This is a genomic window from Paenibacillus sp. FSL R5-0701, assembly GCF_037973995.1.
Classification (GTDB): domain Bacteria; phylum Bacillota; class Bacilli; order Paenibacillales; family Paenibacillaceae; genus Paenibacillus.
The window spans coordinates 2,525,338-2,542,835 of the sequence record NZ_CP150230.1 but is presented as its reverse complement, the minus strand read 5'-3'; the positions used below and the strand labels follow the sequence as shown (position 1 = coordinate 2,542,835).

Annotated in this window: 18 protein-coding genes; all 18 read right to left on the bottom strand. The window is 45.7% G+C overall.

Going from position 1 to position 17,498, the window contains the following annotated elements; translation table 11 throughout:
* Positions 1 to 175: 175 nt before the first annotated feature.
* The 18 genes from MKZ13_RS11825 to sleB all read right to left on the bottom strand — a co-directional run bounded on the left by MKZ13_RS11825 (position 176) and on the right by sleB (position 17,489).
* The gene (locus MKZ13_RS11825; protein WP_017689107.1) at positions 176 to 748 is read right to left on the bottom strand and encodes a phosphate propanoyltransferase; all 573 of its coding nucleotides are present in this window, start codon (positions 746 to 748) and stop codon (positions 176 to 178) included.
* A 191-nt stretch (positions 749 to 939) separates the two neighbouring features.
* The gene (locus tag MKZ13_RS11820) at positions 940 to 1,941 is read right to left on the bottom strand and encodes a dipeptidase (RefSeq protein WP_339184129.1); all 1,002 of its coding nucleotides are present in this window, start codon (positions 1,939 to 1,941) and stop codon (positions 940 to 942) included.
* An 85-nt stretch (positions 1,942 to 2,026) separates the two neighbouring features.
* A complete protein-coding gene (locus tag MKZ13_RS11815) occupies positions 2,027 to 2,287 on the bottom strand; it encodes a stage V sporulation protein S (protein WP_007430104.1) in 261 nt (86 codons plus the stop codon).
* A 117-nt stretch (positions 2,288 to 2,404) separates the two neighbouring features.
* Positions 2,405 to 3,199 carry a TIGR00282 family metallophosphoesterase gene (locus tag MKZ13_RS11810; protein ID WP_036609256.1) on the bottom strand — a complete coding sequence of 265 codons (795 nt, stop codon included), beginning with the start codon at positions 3,197 to 3,199 and terminating at the stop codon, positions 2,405 to 2,407.
* A 154-nt stretch (positions 3,200 to 3,353) separates the two neighbouring features.
* Positions 3,354 to 4,895 carry a ribonuclease Y gene (gene rny / locus MKZ13_RS11805; protein ID WP_036670418.1) on the bottom strand — a complete coding sequence of 514 codons (1,542 nt, stop codon included), beginning with the start codon at positions 4,893 to 4,895 and terminating at the stop codon, positions 3,354 to 3,356.
* A 310-nt stretch (positions 4,896 to 5,205) separates the two neighbouring features.
* A complete protein-coding gene (locus tag MKZ13_RS11800) occupies positions 5,206 to 5,943 on the bottom strand; it encodes a regulatory protein RecX (RefSeq protein WP_339184128.1) in 738 nt (245 codons plus the stop codon).
* A 282-nt stretch (positions 5,944 to 6,225) separates the two neighbouring features.
* Positions 6,226 to 7,290, bottom strand: coding sequence for a recombinase RecA (recA, locus tag MKZ13_RS11795; RefSeq protein WP_036609261.1), 1,065 nt, complete (start codon positions 7,288 to 7,290; stop codon positions 6,226 to 6,228).
* A 243-nt stretch (positions 7,291 to 7,533) separates the two neighbouring features.
* On the bottom strand, positions 7,534 to 8,790 hold the full coding sequence (locus MKZ13_RS11790; RefSeq protein ID WP_036670416.1) for a competence/damage-inducible protein A: 1,257 nt from the start codon (positions 8,788 to 8,790) through the stop codon (positions 7,534 to 7,536).
* Positions 8,791 to 8,897: 107 nt separating this feature from the next.
* The gene (gene pgsA / locus MKZ13_RS11785; protein ID WP_221824136.1) at positions 8,898 to 9,485 is read right to left on the bottom strand and encodes a CDP-diacylglycerol--glycerol-3-phosphate 3-phosphatidyltransferase; all 588 of its coding nucleotides are present in this window, start codon (positions 9,483 to 9,485) and stop codon (positions 8,898 to 8,900) included.
* Between the two features lie 319 nt (positions 9,486 to 9,804).
* Positions 9,805 to 10,296 (bottom strand): YajQ family cyclic di-GMP-binding protein, encoded by a 492-nt coding sequence (locus MKZ13_RS11780; RefSeq protein WP_017689115.1) that lies wholly within the window; start codon positions 10,294 to 10,296, stop codon positions 9,805 to 9,807.
* Between the two features lie 155 nt (positions 10,297 to 10,451).
* Complete coding sequence (locus MKZ13_RS11775; protein WP_017689116.1) at positions 10,452 to 10,622, bottom strand: hypothetical protein; 171 nt, start codon at positions 10,620 to 10,622, stop codon at positions 10,452 to 10,454.
* Positions 10,623 to 10,689: 67 nt separating this feature from the next.
* Positions 10,690 to 11,739 (bottom strand): RodZ domain-containing protein, encoded by a 1,050-nt coding sequence (locus MKZ13_RS11770; protein WP_339184124.1) that lies wholly within the window; start codon positions 11,737 to 11,739, stop codon positions 10,690 to 10,692.
* A 66-nt stretch (positions 11,740 to 11,805) separates the two neighbouring features.
* Positions 11,806 to 12,573: a DUF3388 domain-containing protein gene (locus MKZ13_RS11765; protein ID WP_047842510.1), complete on the bottom strand. Its 768-nt coding sequence runs from the start codon at positions 12,571 to 12,573 to the stop codon at positions 11,806 to 11,808.
* A gap of 197 nt (positions 12,574 to 12,770) precedes the next feature.
* Complete coding sequence (locus MKZ13_RS11760) at positions 12,771 to 13,034, bottom strand: DUF3243 domain-containing protein (RefSeq protein ID WP_076208865.1); 264 nt, start codon at positions 13,032 to 13,034, stop codon at positions 12,771 to 12,773.
* A 164-nt stretch (positions 13,035 to 13,198) separates the two neighbouring features.
* Complete coding sequence (gene fabG, locus MKZ13_RS11755; RefSeq protein ID WP_339184120.1) at positions 13,199 to 13,969, bottom strand: 3-oxoacyl-ACP reductase FabG; 771 nt, start codon at positions 13,967 to 13,969, stop codon at positions 13,199 to 13,201.
* A 1-nt stretch (position 13,970) separates the two neighbouring features.
* A complete protein-coding gene (locus tag MKZ13_RS11750) occupies positions 13,971 to 15,251 on the bottom strand; it encodes a pitrilysin family protein (protein WP_339184118.1) in 1,281 nt (426 codons plus the stop codon).
* Between the two features lie 3 nt (positions 15,252 to 15,254).
* Positions 15,255 to 16,535, bottom strand: a complete 1,281-nt coding sequence (locus MKZ13_RS11745; protein WP_339184117.1) for a pitrilysin family protein — start codon at positions 16,533 to 16,535, stop codon at positions 15,255 to 15,257.
* Between the two features lie 126 nt (positions 16,536 to 16,661).
* Positions 16,662 to 17,489: a spore cortex-lytic enzyme gene (gene sleB, locus MKZ13_RS11740; protein WP_047842506.1), complete on the bottom strand. Its 828-nt coding sequence runs from the start codon at positions 17,487 to 17,489 to the stop codon at positions 16,662 to 16,664.
* Between the last annotated feature and the right edge of the window lie 9 nt (positions 17,490 to 17,498).

The following is a 17,498-nucleotide window of genomic DNA, read 5'->3' as shown; positions in this document are numbered from 1 at the left end:
AAACCGTATGTACCTTCGTCTAATCCGAAACATGCCATGCGCAGAAGAACACTCAGAAAACACAAAAACCTGAGCCTTGCCATCAAGGCTGGAATTAACCGGCCCCTGATGGCTGTGCTCAGGTTTATATGTTATTCAGACCGACCTAATTGGCGGCTGAAGCTATTACATGTAATTAATCGATGATTTCAGCAGTGTCGCCATTACGAGCGCCAGCAGCGTTAGCTTCATCTGTATCAATATGCATGTCCAGTGCAAAAGAATCGGATACACGAGCAAGTACATTTTCCAGTACAAGACCGCGATCTCCGCCAAGGCGAACTTTCAACATTTGTTTGTCCTCGATACCCCATTTAGCAGCATCAGAAGTATGGAAGTGAATGTGACGAGCAGCAACGATAACACCTTTATCAATTGTTACTTCGCCAGCAGGACCTTTAATTGTGATTCCTGGTGTACCTTCAATGCTTCCAGATTCACGTACAGGTGCTTTAACACCAATCGCAAATGAATCTGTCATGGAGATCTCCAGTTGCGTTTCAGGGCGAACAGGTCCAAGGATACGCACTTTATCAAACTGTCCTTTCGAACCAATTACCGCTACAGTTTCGTTAGCAGCGTATTGGCCAGGCTGGGACAGAGGTTTAAATTCAGTCAGTTCATAACCTTTGCCAAACAAAATTTCAACGTGCTCTTGGGATACATGAATGTGACGGGCAGATACGCCCACAGGTACTGTTTTACTCATTGTAAATTCACTCCTTGTTTATCTATGGCCTGTACTCAGGCTCTTAACAATCCAATGGTATTATACCCCTTTTTGGAGTGAAATGAAAACGAAGTGGTGAAAATTCATGAAATACACTTATTTCGCCATCATTCCCCTCCTTTATTTGGAAAACCAGTTTCAATTCAACACATTTAACACACACCAGTTCACTATTTCATGGAATTGCCCTTCATCTGCATCTTCGGATTGCTCTCTGGCAAGTGTTCCCTCAGATAACTCATCGCATTCCCCCACAACCAGCCACGAACCAGATGTTCATCATAATGTTTGAGCAGGATTTCCATCAGTCTCGGATAATGTCCTGAATGTTCCAGTTTCTGAATATACGTTGAAATTCCATCAAAATCAGACCCCATCATCAGATGATGCTGCCCGCCGAGAGAACAGAATTGCTCAATATGAGGCAGCAGATCTTCTATACGTACTTCCCCCTCCTGCTTTACAAACCAGGGTACAAACGTCAGTCCGATCCGCCCTTCCCGGGCAATGATAGCCTGAATCTGATCATCTTTCAGATTACGCACATGGGGACACACGCTATAACTGTTGGAATGGGAGGCGATAAAAGGACGTTTGCTCAAATCAGCCAGTTCCCAGAAACCTTTCTCTGTCAGATGTGACACGTCGAGCAGCATTCCGATTTCATTACACTGGTGCACCAGCTGCTTCCCTTTCTCGGTCAGACCTGCTCCACGTTTCTCCATTACTCCGTCAGCCGCCCAATTGGCATAATTCCACGTTAGTCCAATAATTCGAACGCCCATCTGATAACATAGCTCCAGATAGAACAGGTTGCCCTCCAGGCCATCCACACCCTCCAGTGTGATTAATCCCCACGGCCCCTCTGTTTGCCCCACCTGAGCCACCTGTTCACGCCATAACAACGTCTGTGTGCCGTCAGGCCGCTCCTGACTTCTCTCCACATGTCTACGATAAATCTCCAACTGTCCCATCACATGTTCAAACTCGCCTCTGCCCAGCACTTCGGGTAAATAGATGGCAAACGCCTGCAACCCTACATTCCCCTCTTTCAAACGTTGCAAGTTCACATCCAGTTGTGGAGCATCTTGGAATGAAAGAGCAGGCTGCATCAAAATTTTGCTCAGTGCATCACAGTGAAAATCAGCTACACGCCAATCAGACATGGACATCTTAAACCCTCCTCCATATGTCATTGCAAAAAAACGCAAAAAAACCTGTCTACATCGTAAACAGGTTCAATGCATACTGCATGTATTATCTGGGCTCCACAATCAGCTTAATGGCCGTTCGGTCCTCGCCGTCAATCACAATGTCTGTAAAAGCTGGAATACAAATCAGGTCAACTCCGCTTGGTGCTACAAATCCCCGGGCTATCGCTACCGCTTTAATGGCTTGGTTCAGTGCTCCTGCTCCAATTGCCTGCAGTTCAGCATTTCCACGTTCACGAAGAACCCCTGCAAGAGCGCCGGCTACAGAATTAGGATTGGACTTTGCTGAAACTTTTAATACATCCATGGTAAGTACCTCCCTGGGAATGTTGAAAGTTTGTTTCCACTTACTAGATGTTATTCGCGGGAGGCAAAAAAATTCCTTCTTTTTAGACGGGTTTCCCTGCAAATTGGGACAGTACCCCTATTCCATGCGCCACTCGTCCTCCGTCAGGCGAATTTTTTCGATGCGTGTTGCCGCACCTGTGGCTTCATCAATTTCAACAAAAACACCATGGAAGTGCCATTTGCCATCATCCACAACAAAACGTACAGGTAGCTGGGTGTAGAACTTACGCAGCACGGCCTCACGCTCCATACCCAATATACCGTCACGAGGCCCTACCATGCCTGCATCCGTCAAGTAAGCTGTTCCTCCAGGCAAAATCCGATCATCATTACTCTGTACATGCGTATGTGTACCTACAACGAGAGACGCACGCCCATCCAGATGCCATCCCATGGCAATCTTTTCTGACGTCGCTTCAGCATGCATATCGACCAAAATACATTTATGGTCTTGGCGCAGCTCATCTACAATTTCATCAGCTACACGGAATGGACAATCCAGAGCAGGCAGGAACGTTCTTCCTTGAAGATTGACAATTGCTAGCTCTTTCCCTTCGCCTTTGACAACCGTGTACCCTCGTCCTGGTGTTCCTGGTGGAAAGTTCGCTGGACGAATCATGCGGGGCTCATCATCTATAAAATCAAAAATATCCTTATTGTCCCAAGTATGATTACCAAGTGTAATACCATGTACTCCCCAGTTGAAAAACTCATTTGCGATTGCACCGGTAATACCACGACCTGCTGCCGCATTTTCACCATTCACAATCACCACATGTGGCTTATACTTCGATTTCAGGTAAGGTAAATTTTCCTTTAATGCCTTACGTCCCACGTTACCTACAATGTCACCAATAAACAAAACTTTCATTGATTACTGCCTCCTCAATTCCTGCAAAGTCCTCTTACTTCAAATGTGGAACCTTTGCAGGACTCTATCTCATGCTCCATGATGTATAGTTGCCTTTTAACAGGCTATCAACAGGAAAAGTGGCCCACTACTGCGGCCACTTTTCCGTAATGCTCTATTTTGCGTATTCAACCGCACGGGTTTCCCGGATGACGGTGACTTTGATGTGACCCGGATAGTCGAGTTCATTCTCAATCATCTTCGTGATGTCACGGGCTAAGCGGAAGGCTTCAGCATCATCGATCTTCTCAGGCTGTACCATAACGCGAACTTCGCGTCCGGCCTGAATGGCGTACGATTTCTCGACACCTTCGAAGGACTCTGAGATTTCTTCCAGCTTCTCCAGTCGTTTGATATACGTTTCCAGCGTTTCGCGGCGTGCGCCTGGTCTTGCTGCGGAGAGCGCATCTGCTGCGCCAACCAACATGGCAATGACCGAAGTCGCTTCGCAATCTCCGTGATGGGACGCGATACTGTTGATTACAACCGGATGTTCTTTGTATTTCTTCGCCAGTTCCACGCCAATTTCGACGTGTGATCCTTCCACTTCGTGATCCAGCGCTTTACCGATGTCATGCAATAGACCTGCACGTCTTGCCAGAGTTACGTCTTCTCCGAGTTCGCCAGCCATCAATCCAGCCAGATAAGCGACTTCCATGGAATGTTTCAAGACGTTCTGACCGTAACTTGTACGGAACTTCAACCGGCCCAAAATTTTGATCAGATCCGGATGCAGACCATGCACGCCCACTTCAAAGGTAGCTTGCTCACCGTATTCACGGATGCGCTCATCCACTTCTTTGCGGGATTTCTCAACCATCTCTTCAATCCGTGCCGGGTGAATACGTCCATCAGCCACCAGTTTCTCCAGGGCAGTACGGGCGATCTCACGGCGAATCGGGTCAAAGCCCGACAGAATAACAGCTTCTGGCGTATCATCGATAATGAGGTCAATCCCTGTAAGGGTTTCAAGCGCACGGATGTTACGTCCTTCACGACCGATAATCCGGCCTTTCATTTCTTCATTTGGCAGGGTAACAACAGATACCGTTGTTTCCGCTACGTGGTCAGCCGCACAACGTTGGATGGCGAGTGTAATAATCTCGCGGGACTTTTTGTCCGCTTCTTCCTTCGCTTGTTGTTCAATGTCCTTGATCATTTGAGCCGTCTCATGACGAACTTCCTGTTCTACGTTGGACAGTATGATACTGCGTGCGTCTTCCATGGTGAGGTTGGATATACGTTCCAACTCTGTCACCTGGTTTTTGTAAATCATTTCGATCTGCTGCTGAGTCTCATCAATTCGTTTCTCTTTGTTAGCCACTTGCTCTTCTTTACGTTCGAGTGATTCCAATTTTTTATCCAGCGACTCTTCTTTTTGCAACAATCGTCTTTCTTGTCGTTGAATTTCATTCCGACGTTCACGAGTGTCTTTTTCAGCTTCAGCGCGAATGCGATGGATTTCGTCCTTCGCCTCCAGCACCGTTTCTTTCTTCAGTGCTTCTGCCTCTTTCTTCGCGTTCTCCACGATTTGTACGGCAGCTTGTTCCGCACTAGAGATTTTAGCCTCTGCAAGAGATTTGCGAATAAAATATCCTACTCCGAACCCAATGAATAGCGCGGCTGCAACGAGAGCGATCGTGATTGCAATTTCCATACTGTTCACCTCCTCGTTGGTTCCTCCAAGGCATTCCTTGGGTCAATTTGCAGTTTTCAAACCTTACATATGTTTGGGAATAACGAATACTCACGGCGATCCCCCGCCGATTTTCATTTCACATGTACATGTTTCCACGTACTATTCACTGTTTCCAGCGAACCCATAATTAAGAATGGTATAAATCTTAAGAAACCGAAACCGCTTTTTTGGAAGGAAAAAGGGTTGTCCATTTCTTACAGACTCATGTCCATTTTAGTATTTGACGAAAGAAATTGTCAAGAGAATGCAGTATAGAGACTCTAGTCTGCTAATCCCATAACAACGCTTCGTCATCTTCAGGGTCCCCAGCCTCATCTTCTTCAATTAAACAATTCACGACCTTGCGCACCATATCCATTGAAAAACCACGTCTCATTAGGAAGGGAAGCGTTTTATTTTTCTTCTCTTTGACGTCCCCTTTGACCTGATTCCATTTTTTGCGTCCTGCACTCAAGGCAGTCTCAAATTCCGCATCTGTACTGATCCCTTCTAGTGCCTCAACAATGAGATCATTGGCAATGCCCTTTTGACGCAGCTCTTGCCTTATCCACAGTTTTCCCTTCCGCTTGCCCTCCATACGCTGTCTTGTCCATTCCTTCGCAAATAGATCGTCATCCACCAGGTTCTCCCGCTCAAGCCGATCCAGCGCCTCTTCAATCAAAGGTGCAGCAAACTCCTTCTGACGAAGTTTCTGACTTAATTCATGGCGCGTACGTGGCTTATGCTCCAAAAAACGCAGAGACTGTGCATACGTCCGCTGTCGCTCGTCAGCTACAATGATTTCCTCCAGATCCTTCTTCATAAACATATTACCTTGAGTCATCCTGTATTTAATCATCACATCTTCAAGAACCGTAATGGAGTGGATGCCAAAAGTGATTCGATAACGAGCTTGCCTGCTCTTCGTTCGTTCTACACGTGTAATAATAAGTTCTTCGTTGTCCGGAAATTGGGATAGGCCGTCCTGTTCTGCTTCTTCATATAAATCCTCGTCATGTTGATCCATTCTGGTCTCCCCTTTCATAACAATTTCATTCTGACTACGCCAAGCACATCTTCACATAAGACATAGAACACTAATAATACAAAAGACCGGGAGCGCAGCCCGGCCTTTATCTCCACAGTTAGCGTGCCAACAGCCCCTGTCCATTGGGACAGGGGCTGTTGGACAGCACGAGTACCCCACTACAATCCATTATCCAGATTGATCCAAGCTCAATCAGATAAGTTTACGGAGTCCAGTGGGGAACACCCTCAGGATCCTCCCTACAAGGGAGGTTTTGAGAGATTACTCGTTGATTTCAAACAATTCTTGTTCTTCTGCTGCTTCTTTTTGTTGCTCTTCACTCGTTGGCGCAGGAACTGCAGTAACCAAGTTACTGGCTACACGAATTTTTTGTTCAATGATGTCAGCAATATCTTTATGCTCTTTCATGAACTGCTTGGCGTTCTCACGACCTTGTCCTAAACGCTCGCCTTCGTAGGAGTACCATGCACCACTTTTATTAACGATGTCCAGCTCTGTACCAATGTCAATGATACTGCCTTCTCTCGAAATACCCTCGCCATACATGATATCCACTTCCGCTTGTTTAAACGGAGGTGCCACTTTGTTTTTCACAACTTTAATACGAGTACGGTTACCAATCATGTCATTGCCTGATTTGATACTCTCAATACGACGCACATCCAGACGTACTGTGGAATAAAACTTCAGAGCACGACCACCAGGTGTTGTTTCCGGGTTACCAAACATAACGCCGACTTTCTCACGAAGCTGGTTAATGAAGATTGCGATTGTTTTGGATTTGCTGATTGCACCAGACAGTTTACGCAGCGCCTGAGACATCAAACGCGCTTGCAAACCAACGTGTGAATCACCCATTTCGCCTTCAATCTCTGCTTTTGGAACCAATGCGGCTACAGAGTCAATAACGACGATATCTACTGCACCACTGCGTACAAGAGCTTCTGCAATTTCCAGCCCTTGCTCACCCGTATCTGGCTGAGACAGAAGCAATTCATCAATATTAACCCCAAGTTTGCTTGCGTATTGTGGGTCAAGAGCATGCTCGGCATCGATAAATGCAGCTTGTCCACCCGCTCTTTGTACTTCAGCGATAGCATGCAATGCTACGGTTGTTTTACCAGAGGATTCGGGTCCATATATTTCAACAATACGGCCTTTAGGCAAGCCGCCTGTTCCTAATGCAATATCCAAAGCCAAGGAACCGCTGGGAATAATTTCCACATTCATATGAGTGGACTCACCCAGTTTCATGATGGATCCTTTACCAAATTGCTTCTCTATTTGACGGAGCGCCATATCAAGCGCGGCACGACGGTCTGACAATAAGCTCACACCCTTTACTGTTTATAAGATAATAATACCTTGTTTTAACACGTTTGCCAAGCTTTTTTTCGAACATACATTCGTTTTTTTTGTAAAGGCCGAGGCGCCTCTTCCTCAAGGAAACTTTCCATTAAACAGAAAAAAGAACCGTAAACAAGGCTTTAAAGCCTAATTCTACGGTTCTTCCGTCTTCCTTAATTATACTTGCTTGGAACTGTAAATGCAATTGAAGCTATTAACTAATCAATCCATCGCCACAAGTTTTTGCCATAAGCGATAAAGAATCGCTTTGGCTGAACGAATGCGAACCGTCTCACGATTACCATTAATACGTAGCTCATGAATTTCCGTCTCTTTTCCACGTTCGGCAAGAGCGATGAAGACAAGTCCGGGTGGTTTGCGTTCCGAATATCCCGGTCCAGCTACACCGGTAACAGCCAGGCCAAAATCAGCATCGCCAATCATGCGGATCTGCTCAGCAAGTACTTTTGCAACCTCAGGACTTACCGCCCCAGGTGCATCTTCACCTTCCAGATAATCATGAGGCACATTCAGCAACTTTTCTTTAATTTCATTGGAGTAACAAACAATTCCACCTTTGAGCATTGACGCACTTCCGGGTACAGAGGTCAGACTTTGCATGACAAGCCCTCCTGTACAGCTCTCAGCAGCGCTGAGCGTCAGCCCCATGTCAGACATCATGGTTACAATCGTGTACTCTATAGGCACATCCTCGTTCGCGTAGAGATGTTCTGTCAAACGCTCCCGAATCTGAACCTCCATCGCATCCAGCTTCAGCTTCGCCTCTCCCTCACTCGCAGCCTTTGTGGAGACACGTACCGTAACTTCGCCTTCGCTCGCGTAAGGAGCAATCGTAGGGTCTGTCTGCGCGTCAATCAGATCCAGAAGTCGATCTTCAAGAGCAGATTCACCAATACCTGCGAATTTGAGCATTCGGGAATAGATCGGCATCTCTTCTGTGAGTACATGCTGGAACAGCCAAGGTTTGACTTCTTGTTCAAACATTGGAATCAGCTCTTTAGGTGGTCCAGGCATCACAACATAATATTTGTCATTGTCAGAAATCGCATTTCCTGCCGCAAGGCCTGTTTCGTTGGCCAGAGGTGTTCCGCCATCAATAACGATCGCCTGACGTCGGTTATTCTCTGTCATGTCCACATTACGATCTCTGAAAAAGCTCTCAATTTTGTCCATAGCCATTCGATCTGTATGCAGTTTCCGGTTAAGAACAGCTGCGAGCGCATCCTTGGTCAGATCATCTTGGGTAGGTCCGATGCCACCGGAAAATAAAATAACGTCTGCACGGCTCTGCGCAATGCGAATAGCTTCACTAAGCCGGTTCAGGTTATCCCCAACCACCGTTTGGAAATATACATCGATCCCCATCGCAGCCAATTCACGGGATAGGTATCTGGCATTGGTATTGACGATTTGTCCAAGCAGTAGCTCTGTGCCAACTGCAATGATTTCTGCCTTCATTGAGCATCCTCCTGTACACGTGGTGAGTGATCAAAGGGCAATAGGATAATTTCCTATTGCCCCTGACCCAATGCTTCCTTCATGATTACCCATTTAAGAACAAACCATTATGCTTTTGTAAAATGAAGCAGGTTTTTGTTTTTGATAAAGTAATCGATACCCGACCAGATGGTAATAAGCGCTGCTGCCCATACCGCGATAATATCGACGTGAATACCCGTGTATGAAAACGGGAAATTGTTCAACAGCAACAGCACAATCGCCACAATCTGCACTACAGTCTTCAGCTTGCCCCAAGCACTGGCGGCAACAACCGAACCATCCAGCAATGCAATTTGACGCAAGCCGGTAACTGCAAATTCACGACTAATAATCACAACTGCAATCCAGGAATCCAGCTTGCCCATCTCCACAAGCGAGATCAAAACTGCAGTAACCAGCAGCTTGTCTGCGAGTGGATCGAGCAGTTTCCCCAGATTGGTAACCATGTTATTTTTCCGCGCAAGGTATCCGTCAATTCCATCTGTGCTTGCGGCGATGATAAAAATAACAGCAGCAATCAGTTGATTATACGGAAGCGACAAGCTTCCAAGCTGCAACGGCTCTGGATAAAATGGAAAATCCACGAGCAGGAACACCATCAAAAAAGGGATTAAGCAAATTCGTGCAAGCGTAATCCGGTTGGGTAAATTCACAAGACGCCCTCCCTCATATCCTCCATTACTCCAAACAATCATCATAATCCCGTTATCATCATCCGGAACATGAAATGTAAAGTTTCAATGTCAATCCATATTAACATGATCCCACTATGTAGAAACGCAAAAAATAAAGTCAACCGCTCAAAAGCAAAACGCTTTAAACGTTCCGGTGACTTCCAGAAGATGTACTGCTTTTCACAAAGTCAGCAAACGATGAGGACTGGACTTGATGCTTGACTGCCAGCAATGCACACTTAGTATAATATACGCCCAATACCGTGTCAAAAAACACTTTTGCTACAAAAAGGCCATATTACTTGAAATTTGTATATTGCAAATCCAGAGGCAGGTTAGCACCATTTAACAGCTGCATGACAGCTTGCAAATCATTTTTACTCTTACCAGTTACCCGGAGTTGGTCTCCCTGAATCTGACTCTTCACCTTCATCTTGGAATCCCGAATCAGGATATTGATTTTCTTGGCGATGTCCTGATCAATCCCCTGTTTAAAATTCAAACGCTGGCGGACTGTACCAGAAGACGCTGGCTCTACCTTTGCGTAATCGATGTTTTTCAATGGTAGACCACGCTTCGCCATTTTGGATTGCAGCACGTCAATGACAGCCTTGAGTTTGGTCTCATCATCAGATACGATCGTTAACGCATCCTTATCCAGTTTCAGGCTGCTCTTGCTGCCCTTGAAGTCATAACGAGTGCCAATTTCCTTCTCGGTTTGTGTAACGGCATTTGTCAGTTCTTGCAAGTCCATTTTGGACACGATATCAAATGAATTTTCTGAGCTCAAACCAGTCACCCTTTCAGTTAATCGTATGTTCTGTAACATTATAGAGGATACCTTAAGCAAAAGTCTAATTTCAAGCTGTTTACACAAAGAAAAAAAGCATTTTTGGCTTCCACTTGAAGTGGCTGCCAAAAATGCTTTGCTGGTCCAGCTTCCAACTAATAGCGGCTGCGGTTGGGCTGTCTGAACATATCGAGCACACCCAAAAGTACATGTGCAAGTCCAAAACCCAATATTCCGTAACCCCAAGCACTTGGAGTCAGGTAATAACCCAGGAGGCTGACAATGATCCCTAAACCTGTTACGATCCAGCTGACTGTCACAGCCATCCACCTCACTTCACCAAAAGTTAACTGCAAGTTAAGACACGATTATTGTCTCCTGCAGTTGACCGGGTTATTCGCTACCCGTGGTACCCCCTGTAGCATCCGTTGATCCATTTTCAACACCTGTGGAAGAAGTAGTGCTACTACTGTCTTCACCAAGCTTCAAACGGATCCGATTGGTCGCCTTGCCATCCGTAACAACTTGCCCGCCAACTTCAATCGTGGTCGCTGCAGCGTAACCAGACTTAATATACATGCCTACACTATCCAACTCAAAGGTATAGCTGTCACCTTCGGCTGTGTTACCATACTCCAACTTCTCTCCACTGGAGTTTTCGCCTTTATACACTTCCAGCCAGCTATTACCTGTTGCTTTGATCGTAACCGTTACAGGTTGCCCTGCACTACCGTTAACTTTAAAGTTCGTAATATTCCCTGATTTCCCATCTTCTGCAACAGTCACATTAGACGGTGAATTGTCAGTTGGTTTTTCCTCAGTTTCATCCGTCTGTCCGTCCGTTTGACCATCAGTTTGACCGTCCGTCTGTCCTTCTGTGTCAGTACCGCCACCGTTACCGCCAGCGTCGCCTTCACCAGTACCGTCAGTACCTGAATCTGTCGCAGGCGGATTAGATGCCTGTCCGTTGTCGGCAGGTTGATCCGGTTTATCTTCAGGCTGTTGTTGACTGTCTGTAATTTTGACTGAATCAAGCCCCTGATTATCTGATTCATCACCATTGTTATACACCACGTATACATACAACAGCACTACGATCAAAACAGGGAATGTCCACATCAGCGCAACAGACATCCACCGATTACTTCGCTCAACCGGACGGCTGGAACGCTTCTGAATAACCGGTTCCATCGTTGCTTCCGTCTCTTCTGCGGGTACGTCTTTTTTGTGTCCCTCCAGCAGCTCATCAGGGTTCAGTCCCACAGTCTCCGCATAGGTTTTGATGAAAGCACGCACATAGAAGCTGCCCGGCAGCACTTTATAGTCTCCTGCTTCTATGGCCTCCAGATACCTCTTGCGAATTTTTGTCATTTCCTGTACATCGTCAAGACTCATCCCTTTTTGCAGCCGGGCCTCCCTTAACTGCTGACCCAGTTCAGACATGCCATCTCCTCCTTATGTTTATCTCTTGAGTTGTTGCTAATCTATTCCATGATTCCGTACGGTTCCTTACAATTCATCGGTGTAGCTAGCCGTAAACGTATCATAAATAATTTCTTCATTCGGATTGTTGCGAAGTTCAATTATAATATCAAAATCATTAAAATCATATTCGGATTCCTGAACAAAAATATCCGGATGTTCAATAACTTTGGTGCTAGGCATGGACATAATATCCTGCAACAAATTGTAATGCCGCTCACTTGAACGAATCGTACTTACAATTCCGTCGATAATGAACACATTGTTCGGGTTCAATTCGTCTTCGGACATTTGACTCCTTATCGTCTGACGAAGAAGTGTGGAGGAAACAAACGTCCATCGCTTCATTGCACATACGCTGCCCGCAATAATAGACTCCGTTTTGCCAACACGAGGCATTCCGCGCAAACCGATGACCTGATTGCCTTCCCTCTTAAATACTTCACCCAAAAAGTCCACAAGTAACCCAAGTTCATCTCGTGTGAAACGAAATGTCTTGCGATCATCCGAGTCACGGTCAATGTATCTGCCATGACGCACGGCCAGAATATCCACCAATTTAGGTTGACGCAAAGCCGAGACGGTGATGCTGTTTACTTTGCCAAGCATTTCACCAAGCAAACGGATCTTTTCATCATCATCCGATTCAAGCAGCATGCCTCGAGTTTTGCCTTCAACACCGTTAATGGTCAATATATTCACTTCAAGCATCCCCAGCATAGACGCAATATCGCCTAACAAACCAGGTCTGTTCTTATGTATTTTATATTCCATGTACCATTGTTTAGATTCCATTTCAACACCCCGTAATGCATTATTCCACATTATTCGACAGCAACAGAACGTGTCCACTGGACAACAATCTGAGACATCTTCTAAAAATGGGTCACGTTAATGATATATAAAATGAAAATGAATTACAAGAACAGCTCTGTAATCCGTTTGTAATCATTAGAGAAAAGCCCCCTTGCGGGAGCTCTTCATCTGTAATCTTATGCGTTTTGTTTGGCCAATTTGACCATCAGGGTCGCAATCGTACGACGCTCATCTGCATCGCCGACATCCCATAACTCTTTCAATGCCCGGTTGGAATGGTTCGCCGGATCGACTTTCTCATCAAGGAAGTCGCCGATTTCATACGCAAGTTTGTTGATGGTTTCTTCACTCATCCCCATCTTCTCTGCTTGCAGTACGCGGTCACCCAAGAACTTCTTCCATGTGTCAAAACTGGAGAGCACTGTTTTTTCTGTTGACATGATAAATCCTCCTTAGATGACGCTTGAGATTTAAAATCAACAGTTGTAATATGTGCTTTCGAGGCATTTTATATACGGACATTTTGAAAATAATCCGGAAGACGGCTGCTTCTCAGCAACCTTCACCTGTTTCGTTCACAGCCAGTCAAGTTTTCTTGCTTTTCTTACGTTAACCAACCGCCATTTGGACTGATGATCTGCCCATTGATATAACCCGATTCAGGGAGGGCCAGAAAATAAACCAGTGATGAGATTTCATCAGGTTGAGCAAGTCTTCCTGCCGGAATTTCCTCTTCCAGCATCTTCAGTTCACTATGATCCAGATGATTCAGCATGGATGTCTGAACGGCACCAGGAGCAACGGCATTTACGGTTACTCCGGAAGGTGCGAGTTCTTTCGCAAGCGCTTTGGTGAATGCATTCACCCCACCCTTGGTTGTGGAATACAGCACCTCACAAGAAGCACCAGACAGTCCCCAGATCGACGATACATTAATGATTCGGCCATACCTTTGAGAGATCATGTGAGGCATCATTTCCTGTGTACACATAAACGTGCCTTTGAGATTAATCGCCATCACTTCATCCCAGATCTCCTCTGTAACATCAGACAACATCCCATAATGCGAGATTCCTGCATTGTTCACAAGGATATCTGGCATGAGATTATGCGACTCGAGCTTCTCACGCATGCGTTCAATCTGTTCCCGGCTGCGAAGATCCGCAGACACGGTCATGATTTTTCCATTCCCCTGTTCCATACACCGTCTGGCGGCTTCATTGGCTGCTTCATGCGATTTCATATAGTGTATAACAACATTCATTCCCACTCTGGCGAAGCGTTCTGCGATCGCCGCTCCAATGCCACCGCTTGCGCCAGTTACCAGTACAGTCATTTCCCCGATTGCCTTCAATTGTCCTGTTCCCCTCTCCATATCAAGGACTCACGACTAGCGATACAGCCAGTTGATCCCAGCGAATATGCTCTCTCAGTCTGAGATTTACATCTTCCAGTGTAATCGATTCATAGAGCGGGAGCATATTGAAAAAATCACCGCCACGGAATTGCTGACGTGTAAATTCATGCGCAATGTTCTCCGGAGAATTGAGCATACGCAAATATCCGCCTATTTTCTTTTTACGTGCACGTTCAAAATCCTTAGATTCGAACCCTTTTTCTACAATGGCATTCACTTCTTCACGTATACGCGCGAGCAGTTGATCCGGGTCTTTGGTATCCCCACCAATGGCTGAAAATGCATATTGCGGTGAACTGTTATACTCATGTCCAAAGCTGTCCGAGATCAGATCTTCATCGTAAAGCTTCTGAAATAACCGTGTGCTTGAGCCAAACAAAAGATCCATCATCAGCTGCGTTGTCATATCTCGCCGTAACAATTGTTCTCCGGTAAGACCAACGTCCGTCTCCTTGAATCCAAACAGACATTTGGGCAGTGAAACAGCCAGTTTTGCTTCCCGTCTGGCTTCTCCTACCTGCTCAGGCTCCGGTTCGAAGAAACGTTGAATACTCCCCTGTGGCTTATAATCCTTCTGCTTCTGGTTCGATCGAACCATATCAATGACTTCCTGTGGATCTACACCACCCACCACAAACAAGAGCATGTTACTCGGGTGATAGAAGGTGTTATAACACTCATATAACATCTCTTTGGTGATTGTACGGATGGATTCCACCGTTCCTGCAATATCGATATGCACCGGATGTTTCTGATACATGGCCTCAATCAATCCAAAATAAACACGCCAATCCGGATTATCAGCATACATGTCAATTTCCTGTCCAATAATGCCTTTTTCCTTTTCCACGTTCTGATCCGTGAAGTAAGGATTTTGCACAAAGTCGACTAATGTTTGTATATTTTCATTCACATATTCGGTCGCTGAAAACAAATAAACCGTCTGATCAAAGCTCGTAAACGCGTTAGCTGAAGCACCATGAGACGCAAATGTTGCAAAAATATCACCTGTTGGTTCTTCAAACATTTTATGCTCCAGGAAATGAGCAATCCCATCCGGGACCTTCACTTCTTCCTGCCCTTCAACCTGAAAATGATTATCCACCGATCCATACTTGGTTGCAAACGTAGCATACGTTTTCTGGAATCCCGGTTTAGGCAAAATATAGACATGCAGTCCGTTATCCATTACTTCGTAATATAGTGTCTCCTGCAAATGCTCATACCGAATGCTCTCCACCGATTATTCCTCCTTCTCGTCCCGCAAGAAATAAATCGTATCCAGACGGAATTGTTCTGCCGCCTCACGTACATCTTCCTTGCTAATATGTTCTACCTGAGCCAACAGTTCTTCAGCCGTTCTCTCTTTGCCGGACAACTGTCGATTGAAGTCATAAGCGATCATCTCAAAAGCAGAATCCTGCATTTCCTTAAGCAGGTTACGGATCATTGCTTTGGTCTGAGACATTTCCAGATCACTGATTGTACCGCTTTTCATTTCTTCCAGCTGCTGCTTGATGATAGTGACAGCCTTCTCATAATTAGGGATTTCAATCCCGGATTGAATCGTTGCAATGCCCTTATGTCCGTCATATCTCGAAGACGCGTAATACGCCAGACTTTCCTTTTCACGAACATTTACAAACAGTTTGGAATGAGGATAACCACCGAGAATCCCGTTGTACATTAGTGCTGCGGCATACAGAGGATCTCCATAAGTGATAGATGTACGGAGTCCCATATTGAGTTTTCCTTGACTCACATTCAGTCGCTCCACAACGGTCTCCACTTCCTTATCTCCTCGAACCGCTGCCTGTGTCTGATAATCAGAGGAGGACGTTCGATCTACATTGAAATGACGCTGAACAAGGTTCTCGACCTCCTCCAGTGTCGTATCCCCTACCACATACAGATCCATACTCGCTTGTTGCAGCCACTCCTGATAAGACGCAGTCAGTGTGTCAGGCTCGATTCCGGGCAGAGCCTTTCGCTCACCCAGTGGGTGAAGACGGTACGGCTCGTTCTTGCACATTTCCTCAATACTGCGTTCACCGGCATAGCGCATTTTATCATTCACGATGGACTCCAGCTTTTTACGAACAGTCTCTCGCTCTGCTTGTACATAAGACGTCCTGAAATGTCCATTCTCCTGTGCAGGTCGTGTAAGAACCTCTCCAAGGAAGGCAAATGAACGATCCAGTAGCTGCTCATCCCCTCCAACAAAGGAATCATTAATGGTATCCATTCGGAACTGTACAATCTGATAATCCCCGCGTTTATAAACGTCAAAACCAAAACCTGCTCCATACAGATGCTCCAGTTGCTCACGAAATTGCGTTGTTTCCGGATAGGACTCCGTGCCGCGTCGCAGAACAAAAGGTGTCAGCGCTACTTTGGTTACTGTATCTTCCCGTAAGGGAACTCCTGCATATAGCGATATAGCAAACGTTTTGAAACGTTTAGTCGGAAGCACATGTATACGAAACTCTCTCTTGTTACCTCGTTCGAATCCTGATGTATTCAAATGTCAAAACCCCTTTACGGCGTCATTTATCATGCAATCGTATTATGCTAAACGTAACAACCATTTTAACCCATTCAAAAGGCAAGAAGCAACCGAAGTCACGCCTTCTGGTTGCTTCCAACATCATCACATACAAAAGATATGCTGTCCGATTGTTTTCACTTGTGGACGGGTCCAGATCCATTTGGATGTTGCTGTCTTCGGGTTAAAATAATAGAGACATCCACCGGACGGATCCCATCCATTCAAGGCTTGCTCAACTGCCTTTTTGGCTTGTGCGTTCGGTTCCAGATAGATCTGTCCGTCCGCTACAGCCGTAAATGCACCTGGTTGAAAAATTACACCTGAAGGTGTACTTGGAAAACTTGGTGAATTTACGCGATTCAAAATTACTGCTGCTACTGCGACTTGACCTTCAAACGGTTCACCCCGGGCTTCACCATATACAGCGTTAGCCATAATCTTGAGTTCATTCTCTGAGAGACCAAGGGCATTGGCAGATCCCATATTATCTTGCTCTTTATCTGCCGTATTGTTGCTGCCTCCCCCCCCACCTGAGGATTCCTTGTGTAGCGGCGGCTCTGTTGGCGACCATTTGGTTGACGCATTGTACAGCTTGAGCTTGGTCTCAGCTCCAACCACACCATCTGCCTTCATGCCAAACTCGGATTGAAACCATTTAACGGATTTCAGTGTGCTGCTGCCAAAATTACTGTCGATTTTACCATTGTAAAATCCCAGGTACTTCAGACGCCCCTGAAGCTCATATACATCCTGACCGTAACTTCCATATTTCACTGTATTGCTGCTAAACGTAGGCAAGGCCTTTTCTTCTACCTGCGGTGTACGCTCGGCTGAACTTTCAGTTGCTGTATTCCCAGGAAGCAAATAACGAATTCCCAATGCGGATATCAGCAAAATAGCAGTGAAAAGCCATAGGTTCATTTTTCGCATCGACTGTGC